Consider the following 23817-nt stretch of genomic DNA (forward strand, 5'->3'; position numbering starts at 1 on the left):
AGGAAACCGAACCTGAAGGGTTCCTGAGGAAGCCCGTGCGCAGGGCGTCAGCCGCAGCAGCCGCCTCCGCAGCAGCCGCCCCCACCGCCGCCGCTCGGGCGGGGCGCGGAGGCCGGGGCGGAGGCGGAGCCGCCGACCGCGACCGTGGAGAGGAGCTTCACCGTGTCGTCATGACCCGAGGGGCAGGCAGCGGGGTCGGACGACTCGGCCATGGGACGGCTCAGTTCGAAGGTGTCGCCGCAGGTCCGGCAGCGGTACTCGTAGCGAGGCATGGGGACAGATTAATGCGCATCGGAGGAAGTACCGCCTTTCTGCATTCCTTTTGACCGCTCCTGCCGTCCCCAGTGTGGAGGATCTGTAAAAGCCGCTGATAGTTTCGATGCGTCGCGAGGAGCCGTAAGGGCGGGGGAACGTGAGGGCCAGCTGCCGTCGACCACGGCAGCCCTGTCCTTCCGCGCGAGCACCACCGTGAGCGGAGGGAGACGCAGCCGTGTCCAAGGCTGGGCGGGAACCGGACGAGACCATGCAGTTGAAGGTCCCCGATGCCATGAAGGCGGACGAGACCGTGCTGTTGCGCATCGTCGACGTGGCCGCGACCGGTAAGGCGGCCTCATCCGCCGGTACCGCCCCGGGCGGCCCGGACGAGGACGGCCCCGGTGGTTCGCGCCGCAGACGCAGAGCCCCCCGGCCCTCCCCACTGGCCCGTCTCGGCGCCGTGGCCCCGGGACCGGCCCGGCTCGTCGCCCGTGCCGCCTCCGGCGCCCGCCGCCTGCGGCCCCGCTACCCGCACGCCGACCGCACCGGCTGGCGTCGCTGGGTGCCCTCGGGGCGGCAATGGCTCGGTGCCGCGCTGACGTTCACCGGCCTGACCTTCGTCCTCCTGGGCTCCGCCTACGCAGCCACCGACATACCGGAGAACCTCAACTCGTACGCCACCCAGCAGGACAACGTCTACTTCTGGTCCGACGGCACGCCCATGGCCCGCACCGGCTGGGTGCGGCGGCAGGCGATGCCCCTGAAGGACATACCTGAGGACGTCCGCGGTGCCGTGCTGGCGGCGGAGAACGCGAGCTTCTACAGCGACCCCGGCATATCCCTCAGCGGCCTCGGCCGCGCCGTGTGGCGCACCCTCGGGCAGGGGGAGACCCAGGGCGGCTCCACCATCACGCAGCAGTACGTCAAGAACGTCTACCTCAACCAGGACCGCTCGGTCGGCCGCAAGTTCACCGAGGCGATGCTCGCCCTCAAGCTCGACAACCAGATGAGCAAGGACGACATCCTCCAGGGCTACCTCAACACCAGCTGGTTCGGCCGCGGCACCTACGGCATCCAGCGCGCCGCCCAGGCCTACTACGGCAAGGACGTCGGCGAACTCGACGCCTCGGAGGCCGCCTTCCTCGCCTCCCTCCTCAAGGGCGCCGCGCTCTACGACCCGTCCCTGAGCGGGGCCAACCACGACCGGGCCGTGGAGCGCTGGTCCTGGATCCTCGACCGCATGGTCGACACCGGCACACTGACGAAGGCCGAGCGGGCCCGCTACACGCAGTTCCCCGAGCCCCTGAAGCGGGCACCCGGGTTCGACACCGGCAGGCAGAGCGACTACCTCGTCGAACTGGCCGCCCAGTACACCAAGAAGGCGGCGCGCCTCTCGGACCGGGAGTTCGACCTCGGCGGCTACCAGATCTACACGACCTTCGACCGCAAGCAGGAGAGCGCGCTCATCGACGCCGTGAGCAAGGCCCGCAAGCAGGCCCGCAAGGACGACCCGGCCAAGGCCAAGTCCCTGCACTTCGGCGCCTCCTCGGTGGCCACCGACGGGCGCATCCTCGCCGTCCACGGCGGCCCCGACCACCGCAAGCAGGGCTACAACGAGTCGAACGCCACCACCGTGCCCGCCGGTTCGGCCTTCCTGCCCTTCGTCTACGCCGCCGCGCTGGAGCACGGTGTGCACACGACCCGCGGCGGCGCCGCGGTCGAGGTCACCCCGCAGACGCTGTACGACGGGGACGACGGCATCGCCGTCCGGACCCCCGAGGGCCCCTACTGGGACCGCGGCGGCAAACAGGTCACCTCCCACAACGACGGCGGGAAGTCCTACGGGCGGATCGGCCTGGGCCGCGCGCTCGCCCTGTCGGTGAACACGCCGTTCATGCAGCTCGGCATGGACACCGGCCTGGACACGGTGCGCGACACCGCCCAGCGGGCGGGCCTGCTCTCCTCCAGTTTCGGCCCGCAGGTGCCCGCGATGTCCCTGGGCAGTGCCACGCCCAGCGCGATCCGCATGGCGAGCGGATACGCCACGTTCGCCGCCGGGGGCAAGCACGTCGAGCCGTACTCGGTGGCCCGGATCACCCGCAACGGCTCCCGGGTCGCCCTCGCCAAGCCCGCCACCCGCCGTGCGGTGCGCACGAGCGTGGCCGAGACGGTCCAGTCCGCCCTCACGGACGCCTTCCGCACCGCCCATCCGGGGGCGGTCACGAACGCCCCGGTGGCCGGGAAGGCCGGCACCACGCAGAACGACACCGCCGCCTGGTACGTCGGCACGGCCAACTCGGTGTCGACGGCCGTGGTCGCCTACCGCATCGACCTCGGCAAGAGCCTCGAACCCCTGCCGCTGAAGGGGATCGCGGGATCCCCCGGGAACAGCGTCCCGTACCGCATCTGGTCCGGTGCCCGCGGCATCGGCTGACCGCCGCCCAGGGGCCCGCACCCGGGCCTTCGTCCCCCCCCCACTCCCTCGCAGAATGAGCCGCGCATGAAACAACCGTCCGGCCGCCGCCGAGCCCGCGCACCCCGCCGCACCGCGCCGCCCCCCGGAATACTGACCCTCGCGGCGCTCCTCGTCGTCGCGTCCCTGGTCGGGGGCTATCTGGCCCTGAACCGCTCGGAGCCCACCACCCCGACCGCCTCCTCCGGTGCCCGCAGAACGGCCGCTCCGAAGCCGGACCAGGAGGAGCCCCGGTGGGACGGCAGGACGAAGGTCCTCGGAGACGGCTCCACCTCCTACACCGGCCCCCAGAAGGGGCAGCTGAAGCCGGTGCCGCTCAAGCCGGGCGAGAAGCCGCCCCAGTTCGTGGTGTTCTCCTGGGACGGCGCGTTGCAGGGCGACGACGCGCTCTTCTCGCACTACCGGGAACTGGCCGCGCAGTACGACGCCCACATGACCTTCTTCCTCACCGGCATCTACCTGCTGCCCAAGAGCAAGAAGGAGCTCTACGCCCCGCCCCAGCACGCCAAGGGCTCGGCGGCGATCAGCTTCGCCACCGACGACCACATCCGCACCACCCTGGAACAACTCGGCAAGGCCTGGCAGGGCGGCAACGAGATCGGCACCCACTTCAACGGCCACTTCTGCGGCGAGAAGGGCGGCGGCGACTGGAGCGTCGCGGAGTGGAAGAGCGAGATCGACCAGTTCTACGCCTTCACCGAGAAGTGGAAGACCAACACCGGCTTCCAGGACATCGCCCCGCTGCCGTTCGACATCAGGAAGGAGGTCACCGGCGGCCGCGCGCCCTGCCTGGAGGGCCAGAAGAACCTGCTGAAGGCCGCCAAGGACTACAAGTGGCGCTACGACGCCAGCTCCGCCGGCGACTTCCAGATATGGCCCGTCAAGAAGGACGGCATCTGGGACTTCCCGCTCCAGATGCTCCCGTACGAGGGCGGCAAGTACCAGGGCCTGTCGATGGACTTCAACTTCCTCTACAACCAGTCCGAGGGTGAGACCGAGGGCGACCCGGCGAAGTATCCCGAATGGGAGCAGGAGACCGTCGCCTCCTACATGTCCGGCTTCAACCGCGTGTACTACGGCAGCAGGGCCCCGCTGTTCATCGGCAACCACTTCGAGGACTGGAACGGCGGCATCTACATGCGGGCCGTCGACCAGGTCGTCAAGACGATGTGCACGAAGAAGGACGTCAAGTGCGTGTCCTTCCGAGAACTGGCCGACTGGCTCGACGTGCAGAAGCCCGCGACCCTCCAGCGGCTGCGCGGACTGGACCCGGCGCAGTCGCCGGACTGGTCCACCGTCGTGAAGTGATCAGGTCCGAAAGTAACCGGCGCAACACCCTTCACAACGGCCACACATTCCATGCAAAGATCTCCTACCCCGGCAACCCTTTGGCCGGGGCAAGAGGGGAAACACCAGTGAAATCACGGAAATTGAGCGGGACGCGACGGCGCGTCACGATACTCGGGGCCGCGGCGACCTCGGTCGTCGCCGGAGTGGCCCTGCTGCCCAACTGGAGCGCGGGCGCCGCGGTCACCGACGACCCGACGGTGGACGCGCGCACCAAGGCCACCTTCCAGCGGCTGGCAGACGCGGTCTTCACCGACCGCACCAACGCCCTGGTGGACGGCGGGCGTACCGCGAAGGGCAAGCCGCTGACCGACGGCTTCTCCGGCGACGTCGCCCTGTCCGCCGGCACCGCCCGCACCGAGGACGCCACCCTCTCCGGACTGGGGCAGCGCAAGGAGCGGCTGGCCAGGGCCGGCGAGACGTACGGCAAGGCCAGCACCAAGGTCACCCTGAACGCCACCCGGGTGACGGGCCGTACGGCCAAGGCGGACGTCACCGAGACCACGACCCTGACCTACGCCGGGGCCCGCGGCAACGCGCCGAAGACCACCGGATTCCAGGCCCGGCACGAGCTGACCTTCAGGGCCGACCGGCGGGGCGACTGGCGGCTGACCGGCATCCGCGACACCGACCAGGGCGGTCTCGCGGTGAACACGCTCTCCAAGCCCGCCCCCGTCAAGGCCACCACCGCCGCCGACAACACCACGCCGAACGCCCCGCGCGCGGCGACCACCCGCAACCCGGCCGCCGCCCCCAAGACCGGCACCACGTACGACTACAAGGCCATGGCGGCCTACGCCGAGAAGCACTGGAACGTCTACAACAAGGACTACCCGGACTTCAGCGGCCGCGGCGCCGGCGGCGACTGCACCAACTTCGTCAGCCAGGCCCTGAAGGCCGGCGGCTGGAAGCACGCCCCCGGCTACGTGTACGACTACACCAAGTGGTTCGGCAACGCCGAGATCCAGTCGCACTCGTTCATCGGCGTCAACGAGTGGTCCTGGTATGCCCAGAACTCCAAGCGGACCACGCCGCTCGCCAACGTCTACCAGCTGGAGGTCGGCGACGTCCTCCAGATGGACTTCGACCGGGACGGGTCCAAGGACCACACCATGATCGTCACGTACAAGAGCCGCGGTGTGCCGTACGTGACCTACCACTCCAACAACACCCTGCGCAGGTCGGTGGCGAGCCTCGTCGCGTCGTACCCGAACGCGTACTACTACGCCTACCGCACCTGAGAACGGTCCGGGGCCGGGCTCAGTGTCCGGCCCCGCGCTCCTCGCGGATCCCCGAGACCACGTCCGCCACGGCCCGGCGGACCGCTTCCGTCTCCGTGAGGAAGTGCCAGTAGTCGGGGTGGCGGCCCTCCAGGCCGGCCACGGCACGGTCCAGACGGGCCACGGCGTCGTCCAGGGGACGGGCGTGGCGCGGGTCGGGGGTGTTGCGCCCGGCCATCGCCAGGCGCTGGGCGTCGCGGATGGCGAAGCGCGTGCGTTCGATCTCCTGCTCGGGGTCCTTCTGCACCGCGTTCAGCCGGTGCAGACGGTCACCGGCGGCCGAGACGGCCTCGTCGGTGTTGTTCAGCAGGGCCCGCACGGTCGACAGCAGGGCCGTGGCGTCGGCCCAGCGCTGCTCGCCCCGGGCGGTGCGGGCCTCGGCCAGTTTCGCCTCGGCCTGGCGGACGTTCTCGGCGGCCGCGTCGGGGACGTGTTGGAGGTCCTGCCAGCAGGCCGCGGTGAAGCGGCGGCGCAGCTCGCTCAGGGTCGGTTCGACCTGCTCGGAGCGGGTGGTGAGGGCCTGGGCGCGGGTGCGCAGGGAGACCAGACGGTGGTCGATCTCGGCGGCGCGGTCCGGCAGCCGCTCCGCCTCCACCCGGACCGCCTCCGCCTCGCGGGTGACCCGCTCGGCGCGCTCCAGGGTCTGCGGGACGCCGTGCTGCCCGGCGCCCTGGTTCAGCTTGGTCAGCTCCGGGGAGAGCGCGGCGAGCCGGGCGGCGAGGTCGTCCGCCTTCAGCCCGGACGCCCGCACGGAGTCGAGGGCGTTGGAAGCGGCGAGCAGGGCCTGGCGGGCGCGCTCGACCGCAGGGGCCAGCCGGGCCAGCTGGGTCTCGGCCTTGCCGAGGAGCGGGCCGAGGCCCTCGGTGAACCGGTCGAGCTCCTGCTTGACCCGGCCGAGTTCCTCCTTGGCGGCGGTCAGCTCGCCGCGGGCGCGGGAGGCGGCGGAGGCCTCCAGATCGTCACGGTCGAGGTCGTGGGCGTCTACGGCGTTGATGTACCGGTGACTGGCCTCGTCGATCCGCCGGCCGAGGGCGTCGAAGTCGGCGACGGCGCGCCGGGCCGCGGGGGAGTCGTCGACGGCGGTGATCGTCTCGATGGAGATACGCAGGTCGCGCTGGGCGGTGTCCAGCTCGTAGAAGGCCGCGGCGGCGGCGTCCTTGGCGGCCTGGGCCTCGGCCCGCTGATTCTCGGCCCGGCCGCCGAACCAGCGCCGGGTCCCGCCGCCCGCGAAGGCGGCGGGCAGCACCAGCACGGCGAGCAACGGGAGCCCGACGAGGGCGAGCGTGTCACGGAGCGGGCTGGGCCTTCGGAGTGGGCTGGGCCTCCGGAGCGGGCCGGGGGCGCTGGGGATACGGCCGCGCGCATGATGTGCGCGCGGCACCGACGGCGAGTCCGGCTGTCCTGGTGTCGCCGTCACATCCCTCTCCCGTGCTGTGGTCCGCCCTGCCCGGTGTCATTCTCCCACCGGTAGAGGACGAACACACGGGCCGGTCAGTTCACCGTTCGGACCGTCACTTTGCCGTCGCCGGTGTGGGCGGACACCACATGGGGGCTGGTCTCGTCGCGGGGCACGGACACATCGACGCCGCCGTCGCCGGTCCGGGCCGTCACGCGGTAGCCGGCCCGGGGCACCGCGATGGTCACGGAGCCGTCGCCGCTGCGGGACTCGACCCGGTCCGGTACGACCCCGAATTCGAGGCGGACGGAGCCGTCGCCGGTGTGGGTGCGGACGTCGTGGGAGGAGACGTCCGCCCGGATGGATCCGTCGCCGGTGCGCAGCCGGAGGGGGCCGGTGGTGTCGCTGACGCGGACGGAGCCGTCGCCCGTGCGGATGCTGAGGGGGTCCCGGAAGCCCCGGGCGTGGACGCTGCCGTCGCCGTCCTCGACCTTCACGGTGATGCCGCGGGGCACCTCGATACGGTGCTTGGCCGAGCAGTCGGCGATGACGCCGGAGCACTTCAGGCGCAGCACCAGCCGGTCGTCCCGCAGGGCCCAGGTGACCTCGGGTTCGTTGCCGACGACGACCGACCCCTTGAACCACCGGGTGACCCCGATCTCGCCCGCCGGGTTGCCGTCGGCGGCGACGATCTCCAGGGCGGAGTCGTCGGAGTCGACGGTGAGGGTGCGGCCCTGGAGGCCGAAGGACCGGTGGTCGGGGTCCGTGTCGTCCCCGGCGGACGCCCCACAGGCGCTGAGCCCGGCGGCGAGCACCACGACGGCACCGGCGAGGGCGACGCTGCGGGCGGTGGCGCGGCCGGTGGCGGTGCGTGCGGTCATGACGGTCTCCCCCTGGACGGACGACGGACGGCGAGCGCCCTGGGGCGCTCTACGACCGTATGGATCCGGGGCCCGCCGGGGGATCCGGGCCACTCCCGGATCCGTGGTGGGGTTATCCCCAGCCGCGGAACCCGCCAGGGCCCCGCGAAACGGGTTTGCGGGACGGCGCCCCGGGCCATGTAGGCTGTCGACTCGACCTGGGTCCAAGGCCCGGGAACCGGGTGCGTAGCTCAGGGGTAGAGCGCCTGCCTTACAAGCAGGATGTCGGCGGTTCGAAACCGTCCGCGCCCACGGGATTGGTCAGCAGGTGAGAGGCCCTCCAGGGATGGTCCTGGAGGGCCTTCCTCGTGATGCAAGGCCACGTAGAATCCACAACGCCAAACGATCATGTTCCCTGTACCACCCGTTTGGGGGACGAGACATCCCGCCATGATGCACGTCGTCCGCCGCCACGCCGGACTGAGTCACACACGGGCCTGAACGAGGAGGGTTCCCAGTGTTCGAGGCCCCGGAGGTGCCGGCATGACCGTCGCGCGCACGTCCATGTAGCCCTGCTCCGCCAGCAGCTGCTCCCACGTGTCGGGCTCGTAGTCCCATCGCTTCACGACGAGCGGGTCCTCGTTGTCGCCGCGCGGGATGTACGAGGCCTGGCAGCCGTAGCAGCCCTCCACGGGAGGCCGCTGTGAGAACACCAGTCGGCCGCCGGGGCGCAGCCGCTCACGCACAGCAGGCAGCAGCCGCGCCGGGTCGGTGAACCAGACCGCGCCGTACACCGAGTACACCGCGTCGAAGGTCTCCGCAGATTCCCGTAGGTAGCTGACAGCGTCGACCTGCTGGAGGTCCAGGCCGCGCAGGTACCCCCAGCGCTCATCGGCTGCGTGCAGCTGTGCCGGCGAGACGTCGATTCCGACGGCGCGCATGCCGATCGCGGCCAAGTGCGCAGCGTTGCCGCCCTTGCCGCAGCCGAGGTCCAAGGAGAGGCCCCCGGGCGGCAGACGCAGGAGCTCAGCTCCAGGCCCGTGGTCGGGGTACTGGGTCCAGTTGAACCAGGGGGTCTCGCCGCGGGCGTTCACCGGCCTGCGTTCGGGCCGCTGCCGCGAGTACGTGTCCCAAGCGATCGCCGTGTCCGTCACTCAAGCTCCGCTCTTCGGGCCGGCCGCCGGTGATCTCCGGGTGGGCGAGGCGCAGGGCGTCGGCGTTGTCACGGCCTTGGGCGACGACAGCACCGACGAGGGCGGACGGGGTGTGCCGGGGGATGTGGAGCCAGTCGGCGGCCATGGTCCCCCAAGTGTTCGGAGCCGTCCGTGCCTACGTCGCGGAGTTCCGGCGCGGAGGCCCTCCAGGAGTTTCTGGAGGGCCTTTGTTGTCGGGGTTGTTGGGCCCGGTCAGTAGTTCGCGTTGGCCAGGAGTTCGCCGTTCTTGTCGTAGACCGTGACGAGGCCGTTCTTCGACTCGTAGCAGGAGGTGAACGCGGAGGCGATGAGTTTGCCTTCGCCCTGGTGGGGGCCCATCAGGCCGCCGGTGTAGTCGGTGAAGACCTCCGGCGCGTCGAGGATGTCGTTGCGTTTGTCCGCGCCGGTCACCTTCGTGACGTGCTCGACCGCGGCCTTCTCCGTCGCCGTGCCGCTCTTGGCGACGCAGTCCTTGAACTGTTCGGCCTGTGGCTTGTCCTCGGCCGGTCCCGGCTTTTCGGCGCTGTCGTCCCCGCGCCCGGCGTCGGCCGCGACGGCCTTGTCCTTGTTCGAGGTGTCGGTGCTGTCCTCGCCTCCCCCGCCGCCCGTGGCCACGGCGGCTACGACGAAGAGGGCGAGGATGCCCGCGCAGCCGAGGCCCGCGATCTTGCCCACGCCGCGCTTCTTGGGCGGCTGGGGCGCCGGAGCGCCGTAACCGGGCTGCGGCGGGTGGGGCTGGGGCGGCTGCTGCGGGTACTGCTGGCTCATGGGTCCCCCTCGGGATCTTGCGTGTCGTGCGTACGACCTGCCGAGGGAGCCTTGCGGTTGTAGAGGGCCGAGCGAGTTCACCTGATGGGGGCACCGCCCGTCGCACGCCCAGAGGGCATCCGTACGCGCGTGCCCCCCGGGCCGGTCGTCAGTCTCGCGTGTGCTTCAGCGCCGAGCGGGCCGCCACCCGCTCGGAGCCGGTCAGCTCGGACCAGTAGCGGTGCGTGCTCACGAACACCGCGAGCTCGTGCTCCCGCCGGCGGAGCTTCTCCACCTCGGCCTGTTCGTCGGCGGTCCAGCCGGGGGAGGCGGGGCGCTCCACCTTGCGCCAGCCGCCCTCGTCGCTGAAGCCGTCCAGTGGCTCCACCGACCAGGGCAGCCGCTTCAGCAGGGCCGACAGCTCGGCCCGGACCTGATGGAGTTCCTCCTGACCGGCCAGGAGGTCACTCGGAAAGTCATAGGTCGTCGCCACGCCCCAATGATACGCCTGTTCGAATTTGGCAGGCGAGTTCCTTCCTGTGGTTCAGTCGAACGGGTGTACCTCCGCCACCACCTCCGCCACCACCCGGGCCGTCACCGGAGCCGGCACCCCGTGCCGCTCGGCCGCGCGGAGCAACGCGCCCCCGATGGCGTCCAGTTCGAGGGGCCGGCCGGCCTCGGCGTCGCGCTGCATCGAGGACTTCGTCGACGGCGGGAACGCGTCGTAGCGGGCGAGGGCCTCGGCCGGGTCCGCCGGGCCGCCGCACGCGCGGCTGATCGCCGCCGTCTCCTCCACCAGGGCGGTCAGCTCGTCGCGGTGGCGGGTGCGGACGTCGCCGAGGGGGAGGCCGATGGGGGTCCCCCCTGGTCGAGCGAAGTCGAGAGCTCGGGGGAGGGTGGTCAGCAGGGCGAAGGGCGCCAGGAACGACATCTTCGCCCACAGGGCCGCCGTCTCGTCCTCCAGGACGCGGGTGGCCGGACCGGCCGCCGCGAAGGCGTCGGCGAGGGCGTCCAGACGGGGCCGGGGCACATCCGTGCCGGTCAGGTCGATCTCCGCGAAGGGGCTGCAGTGTTCGACGACGCCCGGCGCGACCCGGGTGGACTCGACGCGGATCACGGCCGGGGCCACCCGGTCGGGCCGGTAGCGGGCGCGCAGGGCCGCGGGATGTTCGACACCGTTCAGGAACGGCACCAGCAGTCCGTCGGACAGCACCCGGGCCGGAACCCGCGCCAGGGCGGCGTCGAGCGCGGTGTGCTTCACGGTCACCAGGCACGCGTCGACCGGCTCCCGCAGCTCGGTGCCGGCCTCGACGCGGGCCGTGAAGTCGCCGAAACGGCCGCTGCGGACCCGGATGCCGTCGGTGCGCAGCGCCTCGGCGGTCTTCTCGCCGGACAGGCAGATCACACGGTGGCCGGCTCGGGAGAGCAGGGCGGCGAGCAGACCGCCCACACCGCCGGGGCCCAGGACGGCCACGCTGAGTTCGTTCGCCACGAGGTTTCCTCTCGTCGGTCGGCCCCGGGACGGTGGCCGCCTCGCAGCGATCATGACAGGTGACGCTGTCGTACGGGGGCCGTACGGGTGAGACTGGGGGCATGTGCCGGAGTATCAAGACGTTGCGTCCGCCCGCGATGCCCGAAGAGGCCACCGAGGCCGACGTGCGCGCAGCCGCCCTGCAGTACGTGCGGAAGGTGTCGGGGTTCCGCGCCCCCGCCGCTCACAACCAGGAGGTGTTCGACCGCGCCGTGGAAGCCGTCGCGCAGGCCACGGCCGAGTTGCTGGACGGTCTGGAGGTGCGGGGGGCCGGGGCCCGGAAGGCGAGCTAGAGGACCGGCGCCCCACCCTCCAGGCCGCTCAGACCGCCGGTTCCGGCTGCGTCTTGGGACCTGCGGCCGGCACCGGCTCCGCCTCGTCCCACAGCCTCGTCGTCCGCCGGTAGCCGTACACCACCGAGCCCATCGCCAGCAGCAGGAGCGGCCCGGATATCCACGGGTACGCGGCCATCTCCAGCGGCACGAAGCGGTAGGACGCCAGCAGCACGGCGAAGACGACCGTCCCGTAGCCGATCAGCCGCAGCCCCGCCCGGTCCCAGCCGCGGTCGTAGGTGCGCAGCCCCGCCTCCACCGTGTACGCGAACACCACACCGGCGATGAGGTCCACGCCGTAGTGCCAGCCGAAGCCCAGCGTGGCGGCGAGCGTGGCGACCAGCCAGAACGTGCCGGCGTAACGCAGGGCGCGCGGCCCCTTGCGGGAGTGGATGAAGATCGTGGTCGCCCAGGCCGTGTGCAGGCTGGGCATGCAGTTGCGCGGGGTGATCCCGTCGAACGGCATCGCGTACGGGGTGATGACCGGCGGCAGGGTGTCCGGCCACAGGTCGGCCGTCGCCCAGTGCCCGCCCTCGGGGCCGTAGGCGAACATCGGCCCGACCACGGGGTAGACCATGTAGAAGGCCGGTCCGAGCAGCCCGATCAGCAGGAACGTGCGCACCAGGTGGTGGCGCGGGAAGCGGCGCTCGGCCGCCACGTTGCGCAGCTGGTACAGCGCCACGCAGACCGCGGCCACGGCGAGCTGGGCGTAGACGTAGTCGAGGGCGTGCTCGCCGACCGGGCCGCTCGCCCGCAGGAGCCGGCCCGCAAGCCACGACGGGTTGCCCAGCGCGTGGTCGGCCATCGCCACGTACGGGTCGAGCACCGTCGGGCGGGTCTTCGAGGTGATCAGCAGCCAGGTGTCACCGGTCTTGCGCCCGGCCACCAGCAGCAGGCCCAGTCCTACGCCCTTCAGCAGCAGGACGCGCTCCGCGCCGGTGCGCCGCGTCAGGGCGACGACCGCGAGCCCCAGGATCACCCACAGCGCGCCGTTGCCGAACGGGTGGCCCTCCTCGGGGTAGGCCCCCGCCAGCCACCGCACCAGCAGGAACACGACGTCTATCCCCACCGCGGCGCCGAGGGCGATGAGCCGCTGCCGCCAGGTGAGCACCACCATCGTCAGCGCCAGGCTGGCGTAGAGCAGGAACCCGGACTTGGGGGCGTACACCACCTCGCGTGCCTGCGCGGTGATCGGCCCCTGGGCGCCGAAGCGGTGCGCGGCGATCTGGAGCGCGACGAGGAACCCGAGCGTGACCACGCCCGCCACGGCCCACAGCAGGGCCCGGGGGTGCCGCCGTGCCGCGAGCGCGAGGTGCCGCGTCCGGGAGGCTTTCGGCGACTCGGTGGTGGTCATGTCTGTGCCGCTTCCAGGTCGGGGTGGTCGTGGTGGGGAGCCGGAGCCCGGGCTACGACGTCCGCGGCTCGCGCCGCATCAGGAACGCCGCCCCCGCCCCGGCAGCGAACAGCGCCCCCACCGACACCGCCGTCGCGAGCCAGGTCGCGCCCAGCCAGTGGGCGCCGAAGTAGCCGAGGGCGACGCTGTACACGGCCCAGGTGAAGCCGGCCAGGGCCGACCAGGGCAGGAAGTCACGGGCGCGGCGGTGCGCGGCGCCCGCGCCGAGGGAGACCACCGAGCGGCCGGCGGGAGCGAAACGGGCCAGGACGACGAGGGCGCCGCCGCGCGCGAGGGCCGCCCCGAGTCGCTGCTGGGCGCGGGTCAGCCGCCGGGAGCGGGAGATCGCCCGGTTCAGACGGGCGCCGCCGCGCCAGGCGAGGCGGTAGGCGGCCAGGTCGCCCAGGACGGAGGCGGTGGCCGCGCAGAGGATCAGGGCGAGGATGTCGGGCACGTCGGTCGCCGTGCCCGCTGCCGCCGCCGTGGCCGCCGTGATCACCAGGACGCCGCTGGGCAGCACCGGCAGGAACACGTCGAGCAGCACGGACAGGGCCACCACCGCGTATATCCATGGGCTGCCGATCGGCAGCCCCACTTGCTCCAGCACCGCAACTCCCCGTGGACTCCCCCGTGGGCCAGACCGTGCCGCGGTGGCGCGGGGGAGCGGCAGGGGTGGCCATGACAGCCATAGAGCGTACGCCGGGGGTGTGACGGGCGGTTCACGGGGGCTCATACGTTCGGTGCCGACTGTTCATCTCGTAGCGGATCGTCCGCCCTCGTCATGAATCGTCCGGCACTGTCGTATATGCGCAGACAGACGGAACGACGCCTCCCCCGCGGGGAAGGCGCCGTCTTCGGCGGTACAGGCGCTACAGGCGGTACGGGCGGCGGTACGGGCGGCGGTACGGGCGGCTCAGGCGGCCACCGGTGTCTGCTCCGCCGGGCGCCGCTCCTGGGTCGAGGTGCGCTTGGACAGCAGCCGGTCCACGCCGAACGCGCCGGAGCCCGTGAAGATCAGCAGGAACATGGCCCAGCAGTACATCGCCGCGCCCTCGCCGCTGTTCTGGATCGGCCACAGCGCCTGTGGCTGGTGGACCTTGAAGTAGGCGTACGCCATCGCCCCGGAGGAGATGAACGCCGCTATGCGGGTGCCGAGGCCGAGCAGTACCAGGGTGCCGCCGACGAGCTCGATGACGGCCGCGTACCAGTTCGGCCAGGCGCCGGTCGAGGCGGTGCCGCCCTTGCCGTCCACGCCGCCGAGGACGCCGAAGAGTGAGACGGCGCCGTGGCAGGCGAACAGCAGGCCGACGACGATCCGGAACAGGCCGAGCGCGTACGGCTGAGCGCCGTTGAGGCGAGCGGTCATGTGGGGGGTCACTCCTTCGGTTGGCCGGCCCTGGGGAGGCCGGTCGGGGACGGATACCGCGGAGTAGTCCACGTTAGGTGTGCCTAATAGATGCTTGCAAGTTCAACATTTGGCCACGCCTTTGCCACCCTTTGGCGCCCTGTTCCCGGCGCAGTCGCACGTAGGGCGGTTCTCGCCACCGCTGTCACCACCGAAAGTGTGACCGAAAGCGCCCCTGGGCGGCCTCGCGCCGCCCTCGTCCCGCGCTCGCCTTCTGTCGGCATACCGAACGCCAACCGCCGTGTGTGTACAACTCCTTGACGGTTCTCACAGGGTGAGGTCGGAGTCCAGCAGGGTCGTCAGGCGTGGGCCCGTCCCCTCGCGGGTCTTGGCGTGCTCCAGCCGCAGCCGGGCCGAACGGCCGCGCAGGGTCAGGGTCATCAGCTGGTTGCCGAACCACGGGCCGCCCGTCTTGCGCCAGCCGACCGGCGGACGCGCGAGGCGGCCGTGCCGGGCCAGGCCGCGGCCGATACCCCGGGCCATCGCGCTCCAGCCGATGCGGAAGGCCAGCCGCATCGACAGCGGCACCGAGTTGTGGACCGGGGAGCAGACCAGTTGCAGTACCCGGGCGTCCGGGCCCGCACCGGGCCAGGAGGGCTCGGCGATGTAGGCGTGGTGCACGTCCCCGGACAGCACGCACACCGTCGCCGGCGCGTCCCGCCCCGAGCCCGCCTCGGCGATCAGCTCCGCCAGCCCCGCGAAGGAGTCGGGGAACGCCGACCAGTGCTCCAGATCGGCGGCGCGCCGCACCTTCTCCCCGAACCGCGCCCAGCGCTCGCCCCGTTCACCGCCGCACAGGGCCGCGTTCCACCCCTCGGCGTCGTGCACCAGGTGCGGCAGCAGCCAGGGCAGCGAGGTGCCGATGAGGAGGTGGTCGTAGCTCTCGCGCCCGTCCAGCACCTGCTCGCGCAGCCAGGCCTCCTCGCCCGGGTCGAGCATCGCGCGCTCGTTCTCGGCGAGGACCCGGGCGGCCCTGCTGTCCACCATCACCAGACGGACCCGGCCGAAGTCGCGCCGGTAGCTCCAGCGGGCCGCGGTCGCGTCGGCGTCGGCCTTGGCGGCGAAGGCGCGCAGCGCGTCGGTGCCGTCGGGGGTGGCGCGGACCGCCTCGTACACCGGGTCGGCCGCGAGTTCCTCCAGGGACAGGTTGCCGAGGTGCTGGTGGACCCAGTACGACATCAGGCCGCTCAGCAGCCTCTCCTGCCACCAGCCGGTGGCGCGCATGTCCTCCAGCCAGGCGGCGGAGGTGTTCCAGTCGTCGATGACGTCATGGTCGTCGAAGATCATGAAACTGGGCACGGTGGACAGCAGCCAGCGGATGCGCGGGTCGAGCCAGGACTCGTAGTAGAGGTGCGTGTATTCCTCGTAGTCCGCGACGCCGCTGCCCGGGCCCTCCTCGATGTCGCGGCGGGCCGCCAGCCAGCGCTGCGTGGAATCGGAGGTCTCGTCGGCGTACACCTGGTCGCCGAGCAGCAGCAGGACGTGCGGCCGCTTGCCTTCCGGGTCGGCGGCGAGGCGGGTGGCGAGGGCGTCCAGGGCGTCCGGGCCGACGGGGTCGTGGCCGCCCGCGGGCGGGGAGGCCCAGCGGCAGGAGCCGAAGGCGACGTCGAGTTCGCCGTCCGGGCCCGGGGCGTGGATCGCCGAGGGCGGGAAGGGGGAGCCGGGCAGCGGCCACACGCGCGTGCCGTCGAGGAGCACCTCGTACGTCGTGGTCGTACCGGCCGTCAGGCCCGTCACCGGGACCAGCGCGTAGTGGTGGCCCGCGATCTGGAAACTGCGGGCCGTGCCGCCGGAGCCGTCGGCGCAGCGCACCTCGGCGGAGCACGGACGGCTCGTCTCGACCCACACGGTCGCGGACGAGCCGTCGGTGTACCTCAGCAGCGGTCCGAGGCGCAGTGCGCTCATGGCGTTCCCCTCTCCGTCGCCCCGTACGGTACGCAGCGACGGAGGGCGGCGGGGAGGACCCGGCGCGAAATCAGCGTGTCAGCAGCTCGCGAGGTAGTTCTGCAGCGCGGACTTCTCGGCCGAGTCGACGGAGAGGCCGTAGTAGTACTTCACCTGCACCCAGGCGCGGACGTAGGTGCAGCGGTATGCCGTCCGCGACGGCATCCAGGTGGCGGGGTCCTGGTCGCCCTTGGACTGGTTGACGTTGTCGGTGACCGCGATGAGCTGCGGGCGGGTCAGGTCGTTGGCGAACGACTGGCGGCGGGACGTCGTCCAGGAACCGGCGCCGGAGTCCCAGGCCTCGGCCAGCGGGACCAGGTGGTCGATGTCCAGGTCGGAGGCGGCGGTCCAGGTGGCGCCGTCGTAGACGGAGTACCAGCTGCCGCTGGTGGCGGCGCAGGAGGAGTTCTGCTCGACGTCGGTGCCGTCGCGCTCGAGGACGACCTCGCGGGTGTTGCAGGCGCCGGACTGGGTGATCCAGTGCGGGAAGAGGTCGCGGTCGTAGCCGGTGCGGTTCTCGGTCTTCACGGTGAGTGAGGCGAGGTAGGTGCGGGCGGTGGAGGCGCTCACCGGGGTGGGGAGGGCGGCGGAGGCCGTGGGGGCGTTGAAGAGGGCCACGGAGGATATGAGCGCGGTGGCCGCCGCGGCCACGCTGAGCCGTCGACGCGCGTAGAACCTGGGCATGCGAACTCCCTGGGGAGGTGGGGGCGTTGGCTTGCGAGCAGGGGAATGCTCGCGGTGCCGTGTTGCGCACAGATGTGCGCCCGGTGAGAAGCTAGTGACGAGGCCATGACATGACAAGGTTCGAGACGGAACTTTTCACCTCGGGCGCGTCCCGTACCATGGACGGCGCAGAAGGGGAGTAGCTCTTCGCCGGACCGTCGACATACTGCTCAGCTCGTCTGAGCCGGCGCCCGGAGGCCGGTCCTCATCCCAGGACCTGCCAGCGAGACCTTCGGCAACGCAGTGCACTCCCGTGCCGCTCCCCGGCACGGGTACCGATGTGCTGTCGTGCCGAGGTGTCGTGTGCGAAGGTCCAGCACTCTCGGTGGGGCAGCCCCGACCGATTGAGGAACCCTTGATCAGCCTGACCGTGACGGCCGTCGTCTTCGGCGTCGTCTTCCTCGCGGAACTGCCGGACAAGACCGCGCTCGCCGGCCTCGTCCTCGGCACCCGCTACCGCGCCTCCTACGTCTTCGCCGGTGTCGCCGCCGCCTTCGCGCTGCACGTCGTGCTCGCCGTCGCGGCCGGCAGTGTGCTGACGCTGTTGCCGCAGCAGATCGTGCAGGCCCTCACCGGTGTGCTGTTCCTGGGCGGGGCCGCGGTGCTGCTGCTGAAGAAGAGCGAGGACGAGGAGGAGGTCCGCAAGCCGGAGAACCAGTCCTTCTGGAAGGTCTCCGGCGCCGGTTTCATGCTCATTCTGGTCGCCGAGTTCGGTGATCTGACGCAGATCATGACCGCCAACCTGGCCGCCCGCTACGACGACCCGCTCTCCGTCGGCCTCGGTGCGGTGCTCGCGCTGTGGGCCGTGGCGGGGCTCGGCATCGTCGGCGGCAAGGCGCTGATGAAGAAGGTGCCGCTGCGGCTGATCACGCAGATCGCGGCGCTGGTCATGCTGGCGCTCGGGCTGTGGAGCCTGTGGGAGGCGGTGACCGGCTGAGCCCGGCCGGGGCGGACCGGGGTGGACCGGGGCGGACCCGGGCCGCGGTGAGCGGTGGGTGAGCGTTCGAGGGGGCCCCTGGCGCGAAGGCGGTTCTGTTTTGTACCGTGGAGGAACAAAGTGGCCTCCGCTCGTTTTCCCTGACCGGCGGGCGGGGCCGCCTTGTCCCTCCGGGGCGTGCCGGTCGCGATCCGTCGTCCGCGCCCCCCTCTCGCGTCAGAACGCGCCCCGAGCCTTGGAGCTGCCCCATGACGGCCACCGCCGTGCTCACCGCCCGCGCCCTCCTGCTGGACATGGACGGCACCCTCGTCAACTCGGACGCCTCCGTCGAACGCGTCTGGCGGCGCTGGGCCGAGCGCCACGGGCTCGACGGGGACGAGGTCATGAAGGTCGTCCACGGCCGGCAGGGCTACGCCTCCATGGCCCTGCTGCTCCCCGAGCGGCCGATGGAGCAGAACCACGCCGACAACGCCCGGATGCTCGCCGAGGAGACCGCCGACACGGACGGCGTCGTCGCGATCCCCGGCGCACCGGAGTTCCTCGCCTCGCTGCGCGGGTTGCCGCACGCCCTGGTGACCTCCGCGGATGTGCCGCTCTCCACGGCACGGATGGCGGCGGCCGGTCTCGACCTGCCCGACGTACGGGTGACAGCGGAGTCCGTCGGCGCGAGCAAGCCCGACCCGGAGGGCTTCCTGAAGGGCGCCGCGGAACTGGGCGTCGCCCCCGCGGACTGCGTGGTGTTCGAGGACTCCGGAGCGGGGATAGCGGCGGGCCGCGCCGCCGGGATGACGGTCATCGGCATCGGCCCCCGCGCCGCGATCCACGAGCCGGACGTGGTGGTGGAGGACCTCACGAAGATCCGGGTGGAGTCCGCGGGCGACGGCACGCTCCGCCTGCACGTCGGCTGAGGCACGGCCGCCACCTCGCCGCCCGGCTCGGCGCGGCGGCAGCCGCGACGGTGCCCGTCACCAGGGCGACGGGCGTGCGCGCCGCGCGGCGGGCCCATCAGGGCTCGCGGGTTTCCGACTCCAGCTTCTCCCGGGTCGCCCGGTCGTAGACGCCGAGCTCGTCGCTCTGGACGCCGCGTGACCACTGGTAGGTGCGGACCGCGTCGGCCACGCGGTCGTCATAGATGCCGTCGGTGTCGTCGTCGTAGAGGTACAACTGGCGCAGGCGGAGCTGGAGTTCGGTGACCTCCGGGCCGCGGTCGCCGAGGCGCAGCACGGTGGGGCCCGCCTTCCGACGGCCGTTGTCCGGAGGTGCCTGCTCCGCGCTGGTCACCGAACCGGACGGCTGCGGGGCCGACGGCGAGGGCGACTGCGACGGGCTCGCCGACGCGCTCGGCGCGGACGGCGACGGCGAGGCGGACGGGCTGCCGTCGCGCGACGGCGACGGCGACGGTGCGGCCGGGGCCGCGGGAGCCGCCGAGGCGCTGCCCCGCGGGGAGGCGGACGCCGGGCTGCTCGACGGCGCGTCCGGCACGCTCGCGCGGATGTCGTCCGGCAGGGCGGTGTCCCGGCTGGGGCTCTCGTAGGAGAACAGCCCGCTCGCGTACCCGGCCGCCGCCACGACGGCCACGCAGGCGCCGGTCGCGGCGACGAGGAGGCTACGGCGCCGTCGCCCGGACCTGCGCGCACCCGGCCCGTCCACGTCCCCCGCACCGCGCTCGTCCCTCGCATAGCCGTCGAAAAGGCGCAGGTCGGTGACGCTCGGCTCGGTCCCGGCGGGCGCCAGTGGAGCCGGAAGCGCCGAGGTGGTGGAGGTCGCCGGGGTCGCCTGGGCCGCCTGGGCCGCCGGGGTCGTCGGCAGTACGGCGGTCGCGTCCGGGTCGACGGGGCGCAGAGGCATGGTGGCCTCAGCGGGGCGGCCCGGCGCGCCTTCGGCCGCGGGCCGGGGGTCTTCGGGCCGGGGCGCCTCCGCAGAACCGTTTCGCGGCGCTCCGGGGTGGCTCGTCACAGCCGGGCCCTGTGTGCCTTGGGCCGCCGCCGGGTGGTTCGGGCCCTGCGGCGCTCGGGCAGAACCGTTTCCTGGCGGTCTGGGTTCGTCTCCGTACGGGCGTGCGGCGCTGTTGTCCGTCGCGGCCGGCCCCTGCGTGCCCGGGGCAAGCCCCGTGAGGTCGGTCGTGTCGTCCTGGGCCCGGGTCGGCTCGGCCGAGGGTGGCGTAGCACCACCCGGACCGCCGAGCGCACCCCCCTCGATCTCCACGTACGGGCGGATCCGCAGCGGGTCGAAGTCCTCCGCTGCCGCAGCCTCCGCCGTGCGGGTGTCGCGGAGGGCCTCGGCGGCGCGGTGCGTGCAGGCGCAGGCGGGGGTGTTGTCCCGCTGTCTGGGCGCGCCGCACTCCGGGCACGGGTGACCGTTGGGCGGTTCCACGCGTTCCTCCCTCCCCTCGCGAACTCCAGAGATTATCCAGATCTTCTCCACAGCACGGTCGAGGAGCCCCCGGAACCACAGCTTCCAAAAGGGCCTGGCGGGCCATAACCGGTCACAGCGGTCACGATGGAAAATGTCACAGGAGACTTGGGAACGCAGGAGCTCGGGAGGTCGTATGGCCGGGGACGCGAACGCCAGCACGCTGAAGCCCCCCGGCGCGGTCCCCCGGGAGCAGGTGCCGGGAAACGTCCTGGTCTCCATCGGCGCCCTGCTCCTCGGCATGCTGCTGGCCGCCCTCGACCAGACCATCGTGTCGACCGCGCTGCCCACGATCGTCAGCGACCTCGGCGGCCTGGACCACCTGTCCTGGGTGGTCACCGCCTATCTGCTGGCCGCGACCGCGGCCACCCCCCTGTGGGGCAAGCTCGGCGACCAGTACGGCCGCAAGCGGCTGTTCCAGACGGCGATCGTGATCTTCCTGATCGGGTCCGCGCTGTGCGGCGCCGCGCAGGACATGGCCCAGCTGATCGCGTTCCGGGCACTGCAGGGCCTCGGCGGCGGCGGGCTGATCGTGCTGTCGATGGCGATCGTCGGGGATCTGGTGCCGCCCCGTGAACGCGGCCGGTACCAGGGCCTGTTCGGGGCGGTGTTCGGCGCGACCAGCGTGCTCGGACCGCTGCTCGGCGGGCTGTTCACCGAGCACCTGAGCTGGCGCTGGGTGTTCTACGTCAACCTGCCCGTCGGCGTCGTCGCGCTCGCCGTGATCGCCGCCGTCCTGCACATCCCGCGTACGGCACGACGGCACGTCATCGACTACCTCGGAACCTTCCTCATCGCCGCCGTCGCCACTTGCCTGGTGCTGGTCGCCTCGCTCGGCGGTACCACCTGGGCGTGGGGATCCTGGCAGATCGTCGGCCTGGCGGTCCTGGGCGTCGTCCTCGCTGTCGCCTTCGTGGCGGTCGAACGGCGGGCCGCCGAACCCGTGCTGCCGCTCAAGCTGTTCCGCGTCCGCACCTTCACGCTCGCCGCCCTGATCAGTTTCGTCGTCGGCTTCGCCATGTTCGGCGCCATGACGTACCTGCCGACGTTCCTCCAGGTCGTGCAGGGCGTCAGCCCGACCATGTCCGGTGTGCACATGCTGCCGATGGTGCTGGGCCTGCTGCTGGCCTCGACCGCCTCCGGGCAGATCGTCAGCCGCACCGGCCGCTGGAAGGTGTTCCCGATCGCCGGTACCGGCATCACCGCGCTCGGGCTCCTCCTGCTCCACCAGCTCGACGAGCACAGCTCCACCGCCGAGCTGAGCGGCTTCTTCTTCCTCTTCGGACTCGGACTCGGCCTGGTGATGCAGGTCCTGGTGCTCATCGTGCAGAACGCCGTCGCCTACGAGGACCTGGGCGTCGCCACCTCCGGCGCGACCTTCTTCCGCTCCATCGGCGCCTCGTTCGGCGTCGCCGTCTTCGGCACCGTCTTCGCGGGGCGGCTCGGCGACCAGCTCACCGACGCCTTCCGGGGCGTCCCGCTCCCGCCCGGCATCTCCGTGGACAGCCTGGAGGCCGACCCGCGCGGCATCGCCGCCCTGCCGTCCGGCCTGCGCCCGCCCGCCCTGCACGCCTACGCCGTCTCCATCACGGACGTCTTCCTGTACGCCGCCCCCGTCGCGCTGTTCGGCTTCGCCCTGGCCTGGTTCCTGAAGGAGGACCGGCTGCGCGGCTCGGTCACCGCGCCCGACGGCACCGAGACCCTCGCCAGCAACCCCGTCGAGCGGTCCTCCTACGACGAGGTGTGCCGGGCGCTGTCGGTGCTCGGCACCCGCGAGGGCCGGCGCGAGATCTACCGGAAGATCACCGACCGGGCGGGCTACGACCTGCTGCCCGCCACGAGTTGGCTGCTGCTGCGGATGCGGCGGCACGGCTCGGTGGAGCCGGGCGTGCTCGCCGACGCGATGCCCGTGCCGCTGACCGTGGTCATGGAGGCCGCGCGGCAGGCCGAGGAGCGCCGCCTCGCCGTGCGGCGCGGTGTCGACATGGTCCTGACCGACCAGGGGCGCGAGGTCGCCGACCGGCTGGCCGAGGCCCGGGAGGAGTCCCTCGCCGAGCTGCTCGGCGACTGGTGGGGGCCGGACCGGCCGACCGACCTCCAGCATCTCGTGCGCGAGCTGACGGGCGAGCTGTGCGGGTCGCGGCGCGAGCGGCCGTACAGCGTGCGCTCCGCGCGGGAGAAGCCCTGACGCCTCAGCCCGGCTGCTTGCCCGGCTCCGTGCCCAGCTCCGTGCCCAGTTCCTTGCTGAACCAGTGCTCCGCGTACGGGCCGTCGTTGTGGGGTGCGGTCTCGGTGTAGCCGAGGCGGGCGTAGAGGCCACGGGCCTCGACGAGGTCGCCGCGGGTGTCGAGGATCATCCGGGCGGCACCGAGCGCGCGGGCGGCGTCCTCGGCGGCCCGGACCAGGAGCGGGGCCCCGCCCCGGCCGCGCATCGGCTCGCGCACGAACACCCGCGTGAGCTCGGCGGTCGCGCCGTCCAGCAGCCGTACGCCCGCGCTGCCGGCCGGCTCACCGTCGTACCGGGCGACGAGCAATTGCCCGCCGGGCGCGGCGAGATCGGCACCCGACTGCGCGGCGATCTCCCGCTCCAGCTCGTCCGGGTCGGTCCGGCGTCCCTCGTGCAGCAGGTACCAGCGGTCGCTGACCTCGGTGTAGAACGCCCGCCACAGCGCGGCGGCGACGGGGGAGTCGTACGGTTCCGGGGTCACGGTCCAGGTCATGGAACGCATGGTGCGCAGCCGCCACACCGGACACGCAAGCGAATAATCCCGGCCACCGGTTCACGCCCCTTTCGCGCCCGGGGCCGTTTGGGTACGGGCTTTGCGGACACCCGACGGGCGAACCGGCTCGCGAGGAGAGCCGGTTGGGCCGAGAACCCGGAAGGCATTCATGTCCACTGGCCTGATCATTGCTCTGATCGTGATAGCGGCGGTCGTCATCATCGCGGCCGTCATGACCCTGCGCGCCCGCGGGCCTCGGCGTGGCCCGAGCCTGAAGCGGCGCTTCGGACCCGAGTACGACCGGGCCGTGGCCCGGCACGACGGCGACACCAAGGCCGCCGAGCGTGAACTGACCGAGCGCGTGCAGCGCCACGGCGACCTGCGCGAGCGGTCGCTGGACCCGGCGCGGCGCGAGCAGTACGAGGCGCGCTGGACGGCCGCGCAGGAGCGGTTCGTCGACTCGCCGCGCGAGGCCGTCGCCGAGGCGGACCGGCTGCTCGCCGAGGTCGCCGGTGCCCGGGGCTTCCCGGACGGCGGGCAGTACGAGGAACAGGTGGCGGCGCTGTCCGTGCACCACGCCCACCACGTGGACGGCTACCGGCGTGTGCACCGCGCGGCGCAACTGCGCGCGGAGGACGCCCGGGAGGGCGGCCAGGGCACGGAGGACATGCGTGAGGCCTTCGTGGCGGCCCGCGCCCTGTTCGAGGAGCTGGTGCGGCCGGTCCGCCACGACGGCGCCCGCCACACCGGCGGACGCCACGACAGCGGTCGCGAGCGCGCCGCTCTGAACGGCGGCCGCAAGGCTCCGAGCCGCGGCGGCCACCTGCCGTGGGCGATGAACCGACGTCAGGCGAAGGAGAGTTGAGGCA

At 72.3% G+C, this 23817-nt stretch carries 22 protein-coding genes, 1 tRNA gene and 1 pseudogene; 9 read left to right on the forward strand and 15 right to left on the reverse strand.

Features of this window, described 5'->3' with window-relative positions; all coding sequences use genetic code 11:
* Nucleotides 1–47: 47 nt before the first annotated feature.
* Complete coding sequence (locus ACFZDE_RS08435) at nucleotides 48–272, reverse strand: zinc ribbon domain-containing protein (RefSeq protein WP_356661707.1); 225 nt, start codon at nucleotides 270–272, stop codon at nucleotides 48–50.
* 251 nt (nucleotides 273–523) lie between these two features.
* On the opposite strand from ACFZDE_RS08435, the gene ACFZDE_RS08440 reads away from it, so the two are divergent.
* The 3 genes from ACFZDE_RS08440 to ACFZDE_RS08450 all read left to right on the forward strand — a co-directional run bounded on the left by ACFZDE_RS08440 (nucleotide 524) and on the right by ACFZDE_RS08450 (nucleotide 5316).
* A complete protein-coding gene (locus tag ACFZDE_RS08440; RefSeq protein WP_391198925.1) occupies nucleotides 524–2689 on the forward strand; it encodes a transglycosylase domain-containing protein in 2166 nt (721 codons plus the stop codon).
* A gap of 66 nt (nucleotides 2690–2755) precedes the next feature.
* A complete protein-coding gene (locus ACFZDE_RS08445; RefSeq protein WP_391198492.1) occupies nucleotides 2756–4036 on the forward strand; it encodes a hypothetical protein in 1281 nt (426 codons plus the stop codon).
* A gap of 122 nt (nucleotides 4037–4158) precedes the next feature.
* A complete protein-coding gene (locus ACFZDE_RS08450; protein ID WP_390997331.1) occupies nucleotides 4159–5316 on the forward strand; it encodes an amidase domain-containing protein in 1158 nt (385 codons plus the stop codon).
* Between the two features lie 19 nt (nucleotides 5317–5335).
* Here the strand turns inward: ACFZDE_RS08450 and ACFZDE_RS08455 are convergent, their stop codons facing one another.
* Both ACFZDE_RS08455 and ACFZDE_RS08460 read right to left on the reverse strand, forming a co-directional pair.
* Entirely contained in the window at nucleotides 5336–6706 is a 1371-nt protein-coding gene (locus tag ACFZDE_RS08455) for a hypothetical protein (protein WP_391198928.1), read from the reverse strand.
* A 140-nt stretch (nucleotides 6707–6846) separates the two neighbouring features.
* Nucleotides 6847–7632, reverse strand: coding sequence for a DUF4097 family beta strand repeat-containing protein (locus ACFZDE_RS08460; protein WP_391198495.1), 786 nt, complete (start codon nucleotides 7630–7632; stop codon nucleotides 6847–6849).
* A gap of 219 nt (nucleotides 7633–7851) precedes the next feature.
* On the opposite strand from ACFZDE_RS08460, the gene ACFZDE_RS08465 reads away from it, so the two are divergent.
* Nucleotides 7852–7923: transfer RNA gene (locus tag ACFZDE_RS08465), tRNA-Val, on the forward strand.
* Nucleotides 7924–8096: 173 nt separating this feature from the next.
* Here ACFZDE_RS08465 and ACFZDE_RS08470 read toward each other — a convergent pair.
* From ACFZDE_RS08470 to ACFZDE_RS08490, 5 genes and pseudogenes are all read right to left on the reverse strand, one after another.
* Nucleotides 8097–8765 carry a methyltransferase domain-containing protein gene (locus ACFZDE_RS08470; RefSeq protein ID WP_391198498.1) on the reverse strand — a complete coding sequence of 223 codons (669 nt, stop codon included), beginning with the start codon at nucleotides 8763–8765 and terminating at the stop codon, nucleotides 8097–8099.
* 31 nt (nucleotides 8766–8796) lie between these two features.
* Nucleotides 8797–8910 (reverse strand): annotated as a pseudogene (locus ACFZDE_RS08475) (HAD family hydrolase); the annotation flags it as partial.
* 107 nt (nucleotides 8911–9017) lie between these two features.
* Nucleotides 9018–9572 carry a hypothetical protein gene (locus ACFZDE_RS08480; RefSeq protein ID WP_391198501.1) on the reverse strand — a complete coding sequence of 185 codons (555 nt, stop codon included), beginning with the start codon at nucleotides 9570–9572 and terminating at the stop codon, nucleotides 9018–9020.
* 148 nt (nucleotides 9573–9720) lie between these two features.
* Entirely contained in the window at nucleotides 9721–10044 is a 324-nt protein-coding gene (locus ACFZDE_RS08485; RefSeq protein ID WP_390997344.1) for a hypothetical protein, read from the reverse strand.
* Between the two features lie 51 nt (nucleotides 10045–10095).
* Nucleotides 10096–11043: a 2-dehydropantoate 2-reductase gene (locus ACFZDE_RS08490; RefSeq protein WP_391198503.1), complete on the reverse strand. Its 948-nt coding sequence runs from the start codon at nucleotides 11041–11043 to the stop codon at nucleotides 10096–10098.
* A 101-nt stretch (nucleotides 11044–11144) separates the two neighbouring features.
* On the opposite strand from ACFZDE_RS08490, the gene ACFZDE_RS08495 reads away from it, so the two are divergent.
* Nucleotides 11145–11375 (forward strand): DUF2277 domain-containing protein, encoded by a 231-nt coding sequence (locus tag ACFZDE_RS08495; RefSeq protein WP_030836998.1) that lies wholly within the window; start codon nucleotides 11145–11147, stop codon nucleotides 11373–11375.
* Nucleotides 11376–11403: 28 nt separating this feature from the next.
* Here ACFZDE_RS08495 and ACFZDE_RS08500 read toward each other — a convergent pair whose 3' ends face one another.
* The 5 genes from ACFZDE_RS08500 to ACFZDE_RS08520 form a co-directional block, all read right to left on the reverse strand.
* Nucleotides 11404–12693, reverse strand: a complete 1290-nt coding sequence (locus ACFZDE_RS08500; protein WP_391198931.1) for a DUF5933 domain-containing protein — start codon at nucleotides 12691–12693, stop codon at nucleotides 11404–11406.
* Nucleotides 12694–12820: 127 nt separating this feature from the next.
* Nucleotides 12821–13414 (reverse strand): VTT domain-containing protein, encoded by a 594-nt coding sequence (locus tag ACFZDE_RS08505; protein WP_391198506.1) that lies wholly within the window; start codon nucleotides 13412–13414, stop codon nucleotides 12821–12823.
* 306 nt (nucleotides 13415–13720) lie between these two features.
* Entirely contained in the window at nucleotides 13721–14173 is a 453-nt protein-coding gene (locus ACFZDE_RS08510; protein ID WP_391198509.1) for a DoxX family membrane protein, read from the reverse strand.
* A gap of 306 nt (nucleotides 14174–14479) precedes the next feature.
* Nucleotides 14480–16117, reverse strand: coding sequence for an alkaline phosphatase D family protein (locus ACFZDE_RS08515; RefSeq protein WP_391198512.1), 1638 nt, complete (start codon nucleotides 16115–16117; stop codon nucleotides 14480–14482).
* A 78-nt stretch (nucleotides 16118–16195) separates the two neighbouring features.
* Nucleotides 16196–16840 carry a DUF1524 domain-containing protein gene (locus ACFZDE_RS08520; protein WP_390997357.1) on the reverse strand — a complete coding sequence of 215 codons (645 nt, stop codon included), beginning with the start codon at nucleotides 16838–16840 and terminating at the stop codon, nucleotides 16196–16198.
* Nucleotides 16841–17234: 394 nt separating this feature from the next.
* Between ACFZDE_RS08520 and ACFZDE_RS08525 the strand changes: the two genes are divergently transcribed.
* A complete protein-coding gene (locus ACFZDE_RS08525; protein WP_390997359.1) occupies nucleotides 17235–17816 on the forward strand; it encodes a TMEM165/GDT1 family protein in 582 nt (193 codons plus the stop codon).
* A gap of 248 nt (nucleotides 17817–18064) precedes the next feature.
* A complete protein-coding gene (locus ACFZDE_RS08530) occupies nucleotides 18065–18724 on the forward strand; it encodes an HAD-IA family hydrolase (protein ID WP_390997362.1) in 660 nt (219 codons plus the stop codon).
* A gap of 97 nt (nucleotides 18725–18821) precedes the next feature.
* Here ACFZDE_RS08530 and ACFZDE_RS08535 read toward each other — a convergent pair whose 3' ends face one another.
* Nucleotides 18822–19664, reverse strand: coding sequence for a peptidoglycan-binding protein (locus ACFZDE_RS08535; protein ID WP_391198515.1), 843 nt, complete (start codon nucleotides 19662–19664; stop codon nucleotides 18822–18824).
* Between the two features lie 700 nt (nucleotides 19665–20364).
* Here ACFZDE_RS08535 and ACFZDE_RS08540 point away from each other — a divergent pair.
* Nucleotides 20365–22416 (forward strand): DHA2 family efflux MFS transporter permease subunit, encoded by a 2052-nt coding sequence (locus ACFZDE_RS08540; RefSeq protein ID WP_390997367.1) that lies wholly within the window; start codon nucleotides 20365–20367, stop codon nucleotides 22414–22416.
* A 4-nt stretch (nucleotides 22417–22420) separates the two neighbouring features.
* Here the strand turns inward: ACFZDE_RS08540 and ACFZDE_RS08545 are convergent, their stop codons facing one another.
* Nucleotides 22421–22948, reverse strand: coding sequence for a GNAT family N-acetyltransferase (locus ACFZDE_RS08545; protein ID WP_391198518.1), 528 nt, complete (start codon nucleotides 22946–22948; stop codon nucleotides 22421–22423).
* Between the two features lie 169 nt (nucleotides 22949–23117).
* Here ACFZDE_RS08545 and ACFZDE_RS08550 point away from each other — a divergent pair, with 169 nt between their 5' ends.
* On the forward strand, nucleotides 23118–23813 hold the full coding sequence (locus ACFZDE_RS08550) for a hypothetical protein (RefSeq protein ID WP_391198521.1): 696 nt from the start codon (nucleotides 23118–23120) through the stop codon (nucleotides 23811–23813).
* Nucleotides 23814–23817 lie beyond the last annotated feature (4 nt).

The sequence above is a fragment of the Streptomyces sp. NPDC007929 genome, assembly GCF_042959065.1.
In the GTDB taxonomy this organism is placed as follows: Bacteria; Actinomycetota; Actinomycetes; order Streptomycetales; family Streptomycetaceae; genus Streptomyces.

What these genes read in the sequence shown, in the direction of transcription:
- ACFZDE_RS08550 (WP_391198521.1), top strand. Translation starts at nt 23,118, where the DNA reads ATGTCCACTGGCCTGATCATTGCTCTGATCGTGATAGCGGCGGTCGTC.
- ACFZDE_RS08510 (WP_391198509.1), bottom strand. Translation starts at nt 14,173, where the DNA reads ATGACCGCTCGCCTCAACGGCGCTCAGCCGTACGCGCTCGGCCTGTTC.
- ACFZDE_RS08435 (WP_356661707.1), bottom strand. Translation starts at nt 272, where the DNA reads ATGCCTCGCTACGAGTACCGCTGCCGGACCTGCGGCGACACCTTCGAA.
- ACFZDE_RS08540 (WP_390997367.1), top strand. Translation starts at nt 20,365, where the DNA reads ATGGCCGGGGACGCGAACGCCAGCACGCTGAAGCCCCCCGGCGCGGTC.
- ACFZDE_RS08520 (WP_390997357.1), bottom strand. Translation starts at nt 16,840, where the DNA reads ATGCCCAGGTTCTACGCGCGTCGACGGCTCAGCGTGGCCGCGGCGGCC.
- ACFZDE_RS08530 (WP_390997362.1), top strand. Translation starts at nt 18,065, where the DNA reads ATGACGGCCACCGCCGTGCTCACCGCCCGCGCCCTCCTGCTGGACATG.
- ACFZDE_RS08535 (WP_391198515.1), bottom strand. Translation starts at nt 19,664, where the DNA reads ATGCCTCTGCGCCCCGTCGACCCGGACGCGACCGCCGTACTGCCGACG.
- ACFZDE_RS08440 (WP_391198925.1), top strand. Translation starts at nt 524, where the DNA reads ATGCAGTTGAAGGTCCCCGATGCCATGAAGGCGGACGAGACCGTGCTG.
- ACFZDE_RS08460 (WP_391198495.1), bottom strand. Translation starts at nt 7,632, where the DNA reads ATGACCGCACGCACCGCCACCGGCCGCGCCACCGCCCGCAGCGTCGCC.
- ACFZDE_RS08445 (WP_391198492.1), top strand. Translation starts at nt 2,756, where the DNA reads ATGAAACAACCGTCCGGCCGCCGCCGAGCCCGCGCACCCCGCCGCACC.
- ACFZDE_RS08545 (WP_391198518.1), bottom strand. Translation starts at nt 22,948, where the DNA reads ATGACCTGGACCGTGACCCCGGAACCGTACGACTCCCCCGTCGCCGCC.
- ACFZDE_RS08515 (WP_391198512.1), bottom strand. Translation starts at nt 16,117, where the DNA reads ATGAGCGCACTGCGCCTCGGACCGCTGCTGAGGTACACCGACGGCTCG.
- ACFZDE_RS08495 (WP_030836998.1), top strand. Translation starts at nt 11,145, where the DNA reads ATGTGCCGGAGTATCAAGACGTTGCGTCCGCCCGCGATGCCCGAAGAG.
- ACFZDE_RS08480 (WP_391198501.1), bottom strand. Translation starts at nt 9,572, where the DNA reads ATGAGCCAGCAGTACCCGCAGCAGCCGCCCCAGCCCCACCCGCCGCAG.